Origin of the sequence: Oryzisolibacter sp. LB2S, from assembly GCF_040732315.1 — a bacterium.
In the GTDB taxonomy this organism is placed as follows: domain Bacteria; phylum Pseudomonadota; class Gammaproteobacteria; order Burkholderiales; family Burkholderiaceae_C; genus Alicycliphilus; species Alicycliphilus soli.
Window position 1 is genome coordinate 1,283,371 of record NZ_CP160388.1, and the last position, 13,316, is coordinate 1,296,686.

13 protein-coding genes are annotated in these 13,316 nt (G+C 67.3%); 12 read left to right on the forward strand and 1 reads right to left on the reverse strand.

Translation table 11 applies throughout. The features are described 5' to 3' along the window. Positions 1-33 precede the first annotated feature (33 nt). Positions 34-1,374, reverse strand: a complete 1,341-nt coding sequence (locus ABUE11_RS06035) for an amidase (protein WP_367068157.1) — start codon at positions 1,372-1,374, stop codon at positions 34-36. Positions 1,375-1,559: 185 nt separating this feature from the next. Here ABUE11_RS06035 and rpsB point away from each other — a divergent pair, with 185 nt between their 5' ends. From rpsB to fabZ, 12 genes are all read left to right on the forward strand, one after another. Then, the gene (gene rpsB / locus ABUE11_RS06040; protein ID WP_367068158.1) at positions 1,560-2,309 is read left to right on the forward strand and encodes a 30S ribosomal protein S2; all 750 of its coding nucleotides are present in this window, start codon (positions 1,560-1,562) and stop codon (positions 2,307-2,309) included. 107 nt (positions 2,310-2,416) lie between these two features. Next, on the forward strand, positions 2,417-3,313 hold the full coding sequence (gene tsf, locus ABUE11_RS06045) for a translation elongation factor Ts (protein ID WP_367068159.1): 897 nt from the start codon (positions 2,417-2,419) through the stop codon (positions 3,311-3,313). A gap of 52 nt (positions 3,314-3,365) precedes the next feature. Further along, positions 3,366-4,088 (forward strand): UMP kinase, encoded by a 723-nt coding sequence (gene pyrH / locus ABUE11_RS06050; RefSeq protein WP_367068160.1) that lies wholly within the window; start codon positions 3,366-3,368, stop codon positions 4,086-4,088. A 46-nt stretch (positions 4,089-4,134) separates the two neighbouring features. Beyond that, positions 4,135-4,695, forward strand: a complete 561-nt coding sequence (gene frr, locus ABUE11_RS06055; protein ID WP_367068161.1) for a ribosome recycling factor — start codon at positions 4,135-4,137, stop codon at positions 4,693-4,695. A gap of 11 nt (positions 4,696-4,706) precedes the next feature. Beyond that, a complete protein-coding gene (gene uppS / locus ABUE11_RS06060) occupies positions 4,707-5,444 on the forward strand; it encodes a polyprenyl diphosphate synthase (protein ID WP_367068162.1) in 738 nt (245 codons plus the stop codon). Between the two features lie 39 nt (positions 5,445-5,483). Beyond that, a complete protein-coding gene (locus ABUE11_RS06065; RefSeq protein WP_367068164.1) occupies positions 5,484-6,329 on the forward strand; it encodes a phosphatidate cytidylyltransferase in 846 nt (281 codons plus the stop codon). Positions 6,330-6,332: 3 nt separating this feature from the next. Continuing rightward, positions 6,333-7,508 carry a 1-deoxy-D-xylulose-5-phosphate reductoisomerase gene (ispC, locus tag ABUE11_RS06070; RefSeq protein ID WP_367068165.1) on the forward strand — a complete coding sequence of 392 codons (1,176 nt, stop codon included), beginning with the start codon at positions 6,333-6,335 and terminating at the stop codon, positions 7,506-7,508. 101 nt (positions 7,509-7,609) lie between these two features. After that, the gene (gene rseP, locus ABUE11_RS06075) at positions 7,610-8,971 is read left to right on the forward strand and encodes an RIP metalloprotease RseP (protein ID WP_367068166.1); all 1,362 of its coding nucleotides are present in this window, start codon (positions 7,610-7,612) and stop codon (positions 8,969-8,971) included. A 48-nt stretch (positions 8,972-9,019) separates the two neighbouring features. Further along, positions 9,020-11,314, forward strand: a complete 2,295-nt coding sequence (gene bamA / locus ABUE11_RS06080; protein ID WP_367068167.1) for an outer membrane protein assembly factor BamA — start codon at positions 9,020-9,022, stop codon at positions 11,312-11,314. Continuing rightward, positions 11,314-11,838 (forward strand): OmpH family outer membrane protein, encoded by a 525-nt coding sequence (locus tag ABUE11_RS06085; protein ID WP_367068169.1) that lies wholly within the window; start codon positions 11,314-11,316, stop codon positions 11,836-11,838. Before bamA ends, ABUE11_RS06085 begins: the two co-directional genes overlap by 1 nt. A 31-nt stretch (positions 11,839-11,869) precedes the next feature. Next, entirely contained in the window at positions 11,870-12,868 is a 999-nt protein-coding gene (gene lpxD, locus ABUE11_RS06090) for a UDP-3-O-(3-hydroxymyristoyl)glucosamine N-acyltransferase (RefSeq protein ID WP_367068170.1), read from the forward strand. Beyond that, on the forward strand, positions 12,865-13,308 hold the full coding sequence (gene fabZ, locus ABUE11_RS06095) for a 3-hydroxyacyl-ACP dehydratase FabZ (RefSeq protein WP_367068171.1): 444 nt from the start codon (positions 12,865-12,867) through the stop codon (positions 13,306-13,308). Before lpxD ends, fabZ begins: the two co-directional genes overlap by 4 nt. Positions 13,309-13,316: the final 8 nt, after the last annotated feature.

Below are 13,316 nucleotides of genomic sequence, written 5' to 3' on the forward strand. Positions count from 1 at the left end.
TGGCGCTTGATGGACAAGCGCGAGCAGCTATTGTTATTGTAGTTCCTGCTCGATCAGCAGGGCGATGTTCAACAGCGCGTCGTCGCGCAGCGCGCCATGCCACAGCATCAGGCCCACGGGCAGTTCGCCGGCCTCGTGGCAGGGCAGCGACAGGGCGCAGCCGTCGAGCATGTTCACCACGCTGGTGTTGCGCAGCAGCAGGGCGTTGACGCGGAAGAACTCCGCGTCGCGCTCGCTGCCCGGCGCCACCGATGCGAGCGTGGGCGCCACGATGGGCACGGTGGGCGAGAGCAGGGCATCGAAGCCGTCCATGGCGGCCTGCATGCGCGCCATCCAGGCGCGGCGCGCGTGCAGCAGGTCGATGTAGTCGGCGGCGGACATGGCGGCGCCGCGCTCGATGCGGGCGCGCACGCGCGGGTCGTACTGCTCGGCGTGCCGCGCGAGCAGCGCACGGTGCCAGGCGTAGCTTTCGGCCGCGGAAAAGCCGCCCGTGGCGTTGATGTGGGCGAGCTCGCCGATCTCGGGCAGGGTGATGTCGACGATCTGCGCGCCGGCGCGGCGCAGGCGCTCGAGCGTGCGCGCGAAGGCGCGCGCGACAGGGGCGTCGAGCGCGTCGAGCATCAGCGTGCGCGGCACGGCCAGGCGCCAGGCGGACAGCGGCGCCGAGCTGCGCGTGACGCGGCGCGCGGCCAGGACCTCGTGCGCCACGATGGCGTCGCGCACGCTGCGCGTGAGCGCGCAGGCCGTGTCCAGCGTGGTCGACAGCGGCACGGCGCCGTCCGTGGGGACGAGGCGCGCCGTGTTCTTGAAGCCCACGCAGCCGTTGAGCGCCGCGGGGATGCGGATGGAGCCGCCCGTGTCCGACCCCAGCGCGACGAAGGCCGCGCCCGTGGCCACCGACACACCCGCACCCGAGGACGAGCCGCCCGGCACGCGCGCCGGGCCGGGCAGGGCGCCATGGCGTGCATCGAATGCTGCGGGGGTGCCGAAATGCGGGTTCACGCCCACGCCGGAGAAGGCGAACTCCACCATGTGCGTGTGCCCCACGATGGCGGCACCCGCGCGGCGCAGGCGCGCCACGGCGGTGCAGTCGGCCGGGGCCGGCGGCGCGTCGGCCAGCACCGTGGAGCCGGCGGCGCTCGTCAGGCCGCGGATGTCGAACAAATCCTTGACCGACACGGCCAGGCCCGCGAGCGGCAGCTGCTCCACGCCGGGGGCGCGGGCGGCGGCGCGTGCCTCGTCGTGGCAGCAGTCGCGAAACACATGGGCGCAGGCGGGGCCCTGGGCCGCGGCTATGCAGCGCTCGAGCTCGGCGCTGGCACTGCCGTGGCTGCCGGCGAGCCGCGCGCGGGTGGAGACAAGGTCGGTGAACATGGGCTGTGTGCTAGAATCCCAGGGTTTTGCCGAGTACTGCCCGTGAATCTGGGTGGTATGCGGCAGGACCAATCGCAAACCAGCCCCGTCCAGGTGTTGTGGTCTGCATCAGGCATGCCGGGCAGGTGTGCTGCAGGGCGCAATTATGGGGGCTGGATTTCAGACCCAACCTTTGGAGTACCCATATGTCCGTCACCATGCGCGAAATGCTGGAAGCCGGTGTCCACTTTGGCCACCAGACCCGCTTCTGGAACCCCAAGATGGCCCCCTACATCTTCGGCCATCGCAACAAGATTCACATCATCAACCTGGAAAAGTCGCTGCCGATGTTCCAGGAGGCGCAGAAGTTCGCCAAGCAGCTCGCCGCCAACCGCGGCACCATCCTGATGGTCGGCACCAAGCGCCAGGCCCGTGAGCTGGTGGCCGAGCAGGCGCAGCGCGCAGGCGTGCCCTATGTCGACCAGCGCTGGCTGGGCGGCATGCTGACCAACTTCAAGACCGTCAAGACCTCGATCAAGCGTCTGAAGGACATGAAGGCCCAGCAGGAAGCCGGTCTCGAGTCCATGAGCAAGAAGGAGCAGCTGATGTTCGTGCGCGAGCTCGAGAAGCTCGAGAAGGACATCGGCGGCATCCAGGACATGAACGCCCTGCCCGACGCCATCTTCGTGATCGACGTGGGTTTCCACAAGATCGCCGTGTCCGAGGCCAAGAAGCTGGGCATCCCGCTGATCGGCGTGGTGGACTCCAACCACAACCCCGAGGGCATCGACTACGTGATCCCCGGTAACGACGACTCGGCCAAGGCCGTGGCGCTGTACGCCCGTGGCATCGCCGACGCCATCCTCGAAGGCAAGAACAGCGCCGTCGAGGAAGTGGTCAAGGCCGTGGCAGAAGGCGCAGACGAATTCGTGGAAGTGGACGAAAACGCCGCCTGATCAACAGGCCGCGCGATGCGTCGCAAAAAAAGCGGGGCCCCTGTGAGCCCCCTTTTTTTTAGCTCTCATATCTGTAACGAAGCAAACTGAAATACTGGAGAAATACGATGGCTGCTATTACCGCAAGCATGGTCGCCGAACTGCGTGGCAAGACCGACGCTCCCATGATGGAATGCAAGAAGGCCCTGACCGAGGCCGGTGGTGACATGGCCAAGGCCGAGGAGCTGCTGCGTGTCAAGCTCGGCACCAAGGCCGGCAAGGCCGCATCGCGCGTGACGGCCGAAGGCGTCGTGGCGGCAAGCATCAACGGCAACGTGGGTGCGCTGGTCGAGGTCAACAGCGAGACCGACTTCGTGTCCAAGAACGACAGCTTCATCGCCATGGCCAACGCCGCCGCCAGGCTGGTGGCCGAGCACAACCCCGCCGACATCGACGCCCTGGGCCAACTCGCCTACGAGCAGGACGGCTTCGGCCCGACGCTGGAGGACGTGCGCAAGGGCCTGATCGGCAAGATCGGCGAGAACATGTCCTTCCGCCGCTTCAAGCGCTTTGCCGGCTCGAGCCTGGCGCACTACCTGCACGGCTCGCGCATCGGCGTGGTCGTGGAGTTCGACGGTGACGCCACCGCCGCCAAGGACGTGGCCATGCACGTGGCCGCCATGAAGCCCGTGGCCCTGACCAGCGCCGACGTGCCCGCCGACCTGATCGCCAAGGAGCGCGCCGTGGCCGAGGGTAAGGCCGCCGAGTCCGGCAAGCCCGCCGACATCGCCGCCAAGATGGTCGAAGGCTCGGTGCAGAAGTACCTCAAGGAAGTGTCGCTGGCCGACCAGGTCTTTGTGAAGGCCGCCGACGGCAAGCAGACCGTGGCCGCCATGCTCAAGGCCGCCAATACCACCGTGAAGGGTTTCACGCTGTACGTGGTGGGCGAAGGCATCGAGAAGAAGGCCGACGACTTCGCCGCCGAAGTGGCCGCCCAGGTCGCCGCCGCCAAGGCCGGCGCCTGATACCACCGCTTCCCCGTCCCATCCCGTTCCTCACCTTATGGAGAATCAGCCCATGAACCACGCCGCACCAGCCCACAAGCGCATCCTGCTCAAGTTGTCTGGCGAGGCGCTCATGGGCGACGACGCCTTCGGCATCAACCGCAACACCATCGTGCGCATGGTGCAGGAGGTGGTCGAGGTCACGCGCCTGGGCGTGCAGGTGGCGGTGGTGATCGGCGGGGGCAACATCTTCCGTGGCGTGGCCGGTGGTGCCGAGGGCATGGACCGCGCCACGGCCGACTACATGGGCATGCTGGCCACGGTGATGAACTCGCTGGCCCTGGCCGATGCCATGAACAAGCAGGGCGTGACCGCGCGCGTCATGTCGGCCATCGACATCCAGCAGGTGGTCGAGCCCTATGTGCGTCCCAAGGCGCTGCAATACCTCGAAGAGGGCAAGGTGGTGGTGTTTGCCGCGGGCACGGGCAACCCGTTCTTCACCACCGACACGGCCGCTGCGCTGCGCGGCGCGGAGATCGGCGCCGAGCTCGTGCTCAAGGCCACCAAGGTCGATGGCGTGTACACCGCCGACCCCATGAAGGACCCGACGGCCACGCGCTACGCCCGCCTGTCCTTCGACGAGGCCATGGTGCGCAACCTGGGCATCATGGATGCCACGGCCTTTGCGCTGTGCCGCGACCAGAAGCTGCCGATCCGCGTGTTCTCCATTCTCAAGCCCGGCGCCCTCAGGCGCGTGGTCATGGGTGAGGACGAGGGCACCTTGGTGTACGCTTGAGCGCTTTGCCGCACGTGCGCGCCGACAGCCCGCTGAAGGAATTCACATGACGATTGCCGACATCAAGAAGAACCTCGACGCCAAGATGGACCAGTCCATCAACGCGCTCAAGAACAACCTCTCCAAGGTGCGCACGGGCCGCGCCAACCCGCAGTTGCTCGACGCCATCCATGTCGAGTACTACGGCTCCATGGTGCCGCTGTCGCAGGTGGCCAACGTCTCCCTGATCGATGCGCGCACCATCAGCGTGCAGCCCTGGGAGAAGAACATGGGCGCGAAGATCGAGAAGGCCATCCGCGAGAGCGAGCTGGGCCTGAACCCGGCCAGCATGGGCGACCTGATTCGCGTGCCCATGCCGCCCATGAGCGAGGAGCGCCGCAAGGAGATGACCAAGCTCGCGCGCAACGAAGGCGAGAGCGCCAAGGTGGCCGTGCGCAACCTGCGCCGCGATGCCAACGAGGCCGTGAAGAAGCTGGTCAAGGACAAGCTCGCATCCGAGGACGAGCAAAAGCGCGCCGAGGCCGACATCCAGAAGGTCACCGACAAGCACATCGCAGAGATCGACTCCCTGGTCGCGGCCAAGGAGCAGGACATTCTGGCCATCTGATCGCGACGCCCATGTCCAAGGCGTCCGCAGCCGTCGTTCCCCATCACATCGCCATCGTCATGGATGGCAATGGCCGCTGGGCCACGCGGCGCTTCCTGCCGCGCCTGGCCGGCCACCGCCAGGGCGTGGAGTCCCTGCGCCGCTGCGTGCGCGCCTGCGTGGCGCGCGGCGTCAAGGTGCTCACGGTGTTCGCGTTCTCGTCGGAGAACTGGAACCGCCCGCAGGACGAGGTCTCGGGACTCATGGAGCTCATGGGCAAGGCCCTGGTGCGCGAGGTGCCGCAGCTGACCAATGACGGCGTGCGTCTGCGCTTCGTGGGCGAGCGCGCCAGCCTGTCGCCCGCCATGCGCGCGGCGCTCGAGCAGGCCGAGGCCGCCACCGCCGCCAATGTGCGCATGACGCTCAACGTCTGCTTCAACTACGGCGGCCGCTGGGACATCGCCCAGGCCGCGGCCAGGCTCGCCGAGCGCGGCGAGGCGATCACCGAGGCCAGCCTGCATGCGGCCATGGACATGGCCCATGTGCCCGACCCGGACCTGTTGATCCGCACCGGCGGGGAGAAGCGCATCAGCAACTTCCTGCTCTGGCAGGCCGCCTATTCCGAGCTGTTCTTCAGCGACCGCCTGTGGCCCGACTTCGACGAGGCCGCGCTCGACGAGGCGATTGCCGACTACGCCGGGCGCGAGCGCCGCTTCGGCCGCACCTCCGAGCAACTGCAGCAGGAGCCGCCCGCCCCGATGCGCGCCTGATCCGCGCACCGGCTTCCCCGTTTCCGTGAAAGGGCTTCGATGCTCAAGCAACGTGTCATCACAGCCCTGGTCCTGCTGGCGATCTTTCTGCCGGCGCTGTTCTATCCCTCCTTCGTGCCGTTCGCGGCCATCACGCTGCTCTTCATGGCCGCCGGCGCCTGGGAATGGGGCCGGCTCAATGGCCTGGGCGGCGGCGCCAGCCTGGCGCTGGGCGCGCTGTGCCTGGCCCTGTGCGCGGCGAGCTGGGCAGGCGGCTGGCTGCAGCAGCCGCTGACCTGGCTCTGGACGCTGGGCGGCGCGGCCTGGGTGCTGGGCGGCGCGGCCCTGCTGCGCGGCGGCGTGCCGGGCTGGCCGAAGGTGCCGCGCGCCGTGCGCATCGTGGGCGGGGTGCTCGCGCTGTGGCTGGCCTGGCTGGCCGTGGCGCAGGCGCGCGTGGCCGGCGTCAACTTTCTGCTGTCCGTGCTGACCCTGGTCTGGATGGCCGATACCTGTGCCTACTTTGCCGGCCGCGCCTTCGGCCTGCGCTTCACCCGGGCCAAGCTCGCGCCCTCCATCAGCCCCGGCAAGAGCTGGGAGGGCGCCTGGGGCGGCATGCTCGGCGTGTTGGTTCTGGCCACCGCCTGGGTGGCGGGCGACGCGCATTGGCAGGCCCAGGCGCCCAGCCTGTACACGCAGCTGGTCCGCCATGGCTGGTGGCTGCTGGCCCTGGGCGCCGTCTTCATGACGGCCATGAGCGTGGTCGGCGACCTGGTGGAATCGCTCATCAAGCGCAGCGCCGGCGTCAAGGACAGCAGCGGCCTGCTGCCCGGCCATGGCGGTGTGCTCGACCGCATCGACGCGCTCCTGCCCACGTTGCCGCTGGCCATGATGCTTTCTCGGTTTTGACGCATGAAACAACAAATCACCGTCCTGGGCTCCACAGGATCCATAGGCACCAACACGCTGGACGTGCTCGCACGCCACCCCGACCGCTACGAAGTCTTTGCCCTGAGCGCCGCCACGCAGGTGGAGCTGATGCTCGCGCAATGCGCGCAGCTGCGGCCGCGCTACGCCGTCATGGCCAGCGCGGCGCACGCGCGCCAGCTGGCCGACAAGTTGAAGCAGAACGACCTTCCAACGCAGGTGCTGCAAGCGCCGGATGCTCTTGAAACAATAGCTTCGCATGAGCAGGTCGATGCCGTCATGGGCGCCATCGTGGGCGCGGCGGGCCTGGCGCCCTGCCTGGCTGCGGCGCGCGCGGGCAAGCGCCTGCTGCTGGCCAACAAGGAGGCGCTGGTCGTCGGCGGCGAGGTCTTCATGCGCGCCGTGCGCGAGGGCAGGGCGACGCTGCTGCCCATCGACAGTGAGCATTCGGCCATCTTCCAGAGCCTGCCCGAGGACCCTGCCACCTGGGCGCAGCGCGTGGACCATGTGCTGCTGACCGCATCGGGTGGGCCGTTTCGCACGCGCGAGCCGGCCACGCTGCGCGACGTGACCGTGGAGGAGGCCTGCACCCACCCCAACTTCGCCATGGGGCGCAAGATCACCATCGACTCGGCCACCATGATGAACAAGGCGCTCGAGGTCATCGAGGCGCGCTGGCTGTTCGATCTCGCGCCCGAGCAAATCAAGGTGGTGATCCACCCGCAGCAGATCATCCATTCCATGGTGCAGTTCAAGGATGCGTCCATCATCGCCCAGCTGGGCACGCCCGACATGCGCGTGCCCATTGCCTGCGGCCTGGCCTGGCCCGAGCGCATCGCCAGCGGCGCGAGCGTGCTCGACTTCACACAGCTGGCGGCGCTGACCTTCGAGCAGGCCGATGCCGTGCGCTTTCCGGGCCTGCACCTGTCCTGGCAGGCGCTGGCCGCGGCGCCCGGCACCACGGCCGTGCTGAATGCGGCCAACGAAGTGGCGGTGGAGGCGTTCCTGCAGCGGCGCATACGCTTCGATCAGATCCACGCGCTCAATCTTGCAACTTTGGAGACCGTCCAGCCCTCCAACCCGGACACCGTGCAGGCCCTGCTGGAGCTGGACACGCAGACGCGTGCGGCGGCCCGGCAGCTGGCGCAGCGCTTCAGTTAATAGAGCTGTTCACGCTTGGATTACAACGCTTTCAAGTGGTTTTTGCCTTGAATTCCGTGTAGATAGGGCGTCGACAGCTATTGTTTTTGGGGTTGAACCACATGCTCACCATTGTTGCCTTTGTCGTCGCGCTCGGCCTCTTGATCGCCGTGCACGAATACGGCCACTACCGCGTGGCCGTGGCCTGTGGCGTGAAGGTGCTGCGCTTCTCCGTGGGTTTTGGTCGGCCGCTTCTGCGCTGGCAGCCCAAGGGCTCGCCCACCGAATTCGTCATCGGCGCGTTTCCGCTGGGCGGCTACGTGCGCATGCTCGACGAGCGCGAGGCCCCCGTCGCGCCCGAGGAGCGCCACCTGGCCTTCAACACCCAGCCGCTGCGCGCGCGCGCGGCCATCGTCGCCGCGGGGCCGCTGGCCAATCTGCTGCTGGCCGTGCTGCTCTATGCACTCGTCAACTGGAGCGGCGTCGAGGAACCCAGGGCCTTGCTCGCCAGCCCCGTGACAGGCTCCATCGCCGAGCGCGCGGGCGTGCAGGGCGGCGAGCTGGTCGTCGCCGCGGCCATGGGCGAGCAGGAGGCAGAGCCCGTGCGCTCGTTCGAGGACCTGCGCTGGACGCTCACGCGCGGCGCGCTCGAGGGCGAGGATGTGCGCCTTCGGCTGCGTGCGGCGCAGGGTGGCGCCGAGCACGAGCTCGTCCTGCCCCTGAGCGGCCTGCAGGTGCGCGACGCCGATCCGCAGCTGTTTCGCACGATAGGCATCGTCGGCCCCTGGACGCGTCCGGTGCTCGGCGAGGTCATGGAGGGCGGGGCGGCCCAGCGCGCGGGCCTGCGCGCGGGCGATCTGGTGCTGCGCATGGGCGTGCACGACGTGGTCGATGGCGGGCAGCTGCGCCAGCTCATCCGCGCGGGCGTGCAGGGCGGCAAGGCCGTGGCGGAGTACTGGCGCGTCGAGCGCGAGGGCAAGACGCTCGAGCTCCTGGTGCAGCCCGACACGGTTCAGGACGGCGACGCCACGGTGGGCCGCATCGGCGCCTATGTGGGCGCGGTGCCGGAGATGGTGGATGTGCGCTACGGGCCCATCGAAGGCCTCACCAAGGGCATTGCGCGCACCTGGGAAGTGTCGGCGCTGACGCTGCGCATGATGGGGCGCATGGTGATCGGCGAGGCCTCGGTGAAGAACCTCAGCGGGCCGCTGACCATCGCCGACTATGCGGGCCGCTCGGCCAGCATGGGCCTGACGCAGTACCTGGCGTTTCTGGCGCTCATCAGCGTGAGCCTGGGCGTGCTCAACCTGCTGCCGCTGCCCGTCCTCGATGGGGGGCACCTGATGTATTATCTTTGGGAAGGGCTCACGGGACGCAGCGTGTCCGAAGCCTGGATGGAACGCTTGCAGCGTGGGGGCGTCGCAGTCCTCCTTCTCATGATGTCCATCGCCCTGTTCAACGATCTCACCCGGCTATTTGGCTAACCTATTCGACGCTGCCCCAGCGGCGGCAGCGGCTCCAGCTTTTCACTCATGAGAAAACACATCAATCGCCTGGGCGTGCGCACAGCGTCGGCCGTTGCGGCCATGGTTCTTGCCTCCCATGCCTGGGCCCTGGCGCCGTTTCAGGTGCAGGACATCCGCGTCGAAGGCCTGCAGCGTGTCGAGCCCGGCACCATCTTCGCGTCGCTGCCGCTGCGTGTGGGCGATGAGTACAACGACGAAAAGGGCGCGGCCGCCATCCGTGCGCTGTTTGCGCTGGGGCTGTTCAAGGACGTGCGCCTGGAGGCCGTGGGCAATGTGCTCGTGGTCGTGGTCGAGGAGCGCCCGACCATTGCCGACGTGGAATTTGCCGGCACCAAGGAGTTCGACAAGGACACGCTCAAGAAGGCCATGCGCGACGTGGGCCTGGCCGAGGGCCGCCCCTTTGACAAGGCCCTGGCAGACCGTGCCGAGCAGGAATTGAAGCGCCAGTACATCAACAAGAGCCTGTACGGCGCCGAGGTCGTGACCACGGTGACGCCGATGGAGCGCAATCGCGTGAACCTGACGTTCACGGTGACCGAGGGCGAGCCCGCGAAGATCAAGGACATCCGCATCGTGGGCAACCACGCGTTCAGCGAGTCCACGCTCAAGGGGCTGTTCGATCAGGACACGGGCGGCTGGATGAGCTGGTACACCAAGTCCGACCGCTACTCGCGCGCCAAGCTCAATGCCGATCTGGAGACGCTGCGCTCGTACTATCTGGCGCGCGGCTACCTGGAGTTCCGCATCGACTCCACGCAGGTGGCCATTTCTCCGGACAAGCAGGACATCACCATCACCATCAACGTCACCGAGGGCCAGCGCTACGTGGTCTCGGGCGTGAAACTCGAGGGCAACTACCTCGACCGCGACGACGAGTTCAAGTCGCTCATCACCATCCGCCCCGGCGAGCCCTACAACGCCGACAAGGTGGCCGAGACGACCAAGGCCTTTACCGACCATTTCGGCAACTTCGGCTTTGCCTTTGCGCGCGTCGAGGCCGTGCCCGAGATCGACCGCGAGAACAACCGCGTGGCCCTGGTGCTGCGCGCCGAGCCCTCGCGCCGCGCCTATGTGCGCCGCATCCAGGTCAGCGGCAACAACCGCACGCGCGACGAAGTCATCCGGCGCGAGTTCCGCCAGTTCGAGGCCTCGTGGTACGACGGTGACAAGATCAAGCTCTCGCGCGACCGCGTCGACCGTCTGGGCTTCTTCACCGAGGTCAACGTGGAGACGCAGGACGTGCCGGGCTCGCCCGATCAGGTGGACCTGGTGATCAACGTGGTCGAAAAGCCCACGGGCTCGCTGCAGCTGGGTGCGGGCTTCTCCAGTGCCGAGAAGGTTTCGCTGTCCTTCGGCATCAAGCAGGAGAACGTCTTCGGTTCGGGTAACTATCTGGGTGTCGATGTGAACACCAGCAAGTACCGCCGCACGCTGGTGTTCTCGACCACCGACCCGTACTTCACACAGGACGGCATCTCGCGCACGCTCGATCTGTACTACCGCACGGCCAAGCCCTATGAGTTCCAGGGCGGCGACTACGAGCTGGTCACGGCCGGCGGCAGCGTGCGCTTTGGCGTGCCCTTCAGCGAGACCGACACCGTGTTCTTCGGCGGCGGCCTGGAGCGCACCGAGATCAAGTCCGGCACCAACATTCCCGCGGCCTATCTGGCCTATGCGCGTGAGTTCGGCGAGACGAGCTGGTCGCTGCCGCTCACCATAGGTTGGTCGCGCGACGACCGCGACAGCGCGCTGGCGCCCAATTCGGGCCGCTACCAGCGCCTGAACACCGAATGGTCCGTGGCCGGTGATGCGCGCTACATCCGCGGCAACTACCAGTACCAGCAGTACATTCCGCTGACCAAGCAGTACACCTTCGCCTTCAATGGCGAGCTGGGCCTGGGCAAGGGTATGAACGGCCAGCCCTTCCCGGTGTTCAAGAACTTCTATTCGGGTGGCCTGGGCTCCGTGCGCGGCTTCGACCAGGGCACGCTGGGCCCGCGTGACGTGACCGGCGCGTCGCTCGGCGGCCCCAAGAAGATCACGCTCAACGCGGAGCTCATCGCGCCGTTCCCCGGCGCGGGCAACGACCGCACGCTGCGCTGGTTCGCGTTTGTCGATGCGGGCAATGTGTATGGCGAGAAGGACAATTGGGAACTCAGCGAGCTGCGCGCCTCCGCGGGCCTGGGCCTGAGCTGGATTTCTCCACTTGGCCCCCTGCGTTTGGCCTATGCACATCCGGTACGCAAATTTGCCGGCGATAGAATCCAGAAACTGCAATTCCAGATCGGAACCTCCTTCTAATGAAATCCCTTTCCCGCCATATTCCCCTGGTTATCCTGCTGGGCTCGCTGGCCGCTGCCGTGCCGGCCCAGGCCCAGGAGTTCAAGGCCGGCTTCGTCAACACCGACCGCATCTTCCGTGAGGCCAACACCGCCAAGGCGGCCCAGGCCAAGCTGGAGCAGGAGTTCTCCAAGCGCGAGAAGGAACTCGTCGACATGGGCAACTCCCTCAAGAGCGCGACCGAGAAGTTTGAGCGCGAGGCTCCTACCATGGCCGAGAGCCAGCGCGTCACGCGCCAGCGCCAGCTGGTCGATCAGGACCGTGACTTCCAGCGCAAGCGCCGCGAGTTCCAGGAGGATCTGGCCGCGCGCAAGAACGAGGAGCTCGGCCAGGTGCTCGAGCGCGCCAACCGCGTCGTCAAGCAGCTCGCGGAGTCCGAGAAGTACGACGTGATCCTGCAGGAGGCCGTCTACATCAACCCCAAGCACGACATCACCGACAAGGTGATCAAGGCCATGAACGCTGCCGGCAACGGCGGCAAGTGATTCATTTCCCCAACGCACGGATGGGCAGGGCGTGAGTTTGCAACTCGGGCAGATCGTCGATGCGCTCGGTGGGCAGCTCGAGGGCGTCGGCCGGGACACCGAGATCGAGCGTCTGGCGCCTCTGGAGTCGGCCGGCGGCGGGGATCTGACGTTTCTGAGCAACCCCCGCTACCGCTCGCAACTCGCTGCCTCCGGCGCGGCCTGTGTGATCGTGGCCCCGGCCATGCGCGACGTGGCGCTCGCGCGCGGCGGCTGCATCGTGGCGCCCGATCCCTATGCCTACTATGCGCGCGTCACCCAGCTGTGGGCACGCGCACACGGGCAGGGCGCCCAGCCCGGCATTCACGCGAGCGCGGTGGTCGATCCGCAGGCGCAGGTGCATCCCACGGCCAGCATCGGCCCGCTGTGCGTGGTCGAGCGCGGCGCCGTGATCGGCGCGCACACCGTGCTCAAGTCACGCGTCACGGTGGGCGAGCGCTGCGTGGTGGGCGCGCGCTGCATCCTGCATCCGGGCGTGGTGATAGGCGCAGACGGCTTTGGCTTTGCCAACGAGCGCGGCGCGTGGGTCAAGATCGAGCAGCTCGGCGCCGTGCGCATTGGTGACGATGTGGAGATAGGCGCCAACACCTGCATAGACCGTGGCGCGCTCGACGACACGGTGATCGAGGACGGCGTCAAGCTCGACAACCTCATCCAGATCGCCCACAACGTGCATGTGGGCCGGCACACGGCCATGGCCGGTTGTGCGGCCGTGGCGGGCAGCACGCACATCGGTGCGCATTGCACCATCGCTGGCGCGGCGCGCATCGTGGGGCATTTGCAATTGGCGGACAATGTCCACGTTTCCACGAGCACGGTCGTCACCCATTCGATCACCAGGCCGGGCCAGTACACCGGGGTGTTTCCCATGGATGACAACGCCAGGTGGGAAAAGAACGCGGCCACGCTGCGCCAGCTCTACCGGCTGCGCGAGCGCATCAAGGCGCTGGAACAAACACTCAAGGACGGCTCAGCCGCAACACAACAATGATGGACATTCACGCAATCCTCAAGCAACTACCGCACCGCTACCCGTTCCTCCTGGTGGACAAGGTGGTGGAGCTTGAGCGCAACCAGCGCATTCGCGCGATCAAGAACGTCACCTTCAACGAGCCCTATTTCACGGGCCATTTCCCCGGCCGTCCGGTCATGCCCGGCGTGCTCATCCTCGAAGCCCTGGCCCAGGCCGCGGGCCTGCTGGCCTTCGACGCCATGGGGCAGGTGCCGGACGAGAACAACATCTACTACTTCGTCGGCATCGACGGCGCGCGCTTCAAGCGTCCCGTGGAGCCGGGCGACCAGCTGATCCTGGAGATCACGATCGACCGCGTGCGCGCCGGTGTCTGGCGCTTCAACGGTGTGGCCCGCGTGGGCGAGGATGTGGCCTGCGAGGCCCAGCTCATGTGCACCATGCGCAACGTCGGCGGTTGAAGCACCAA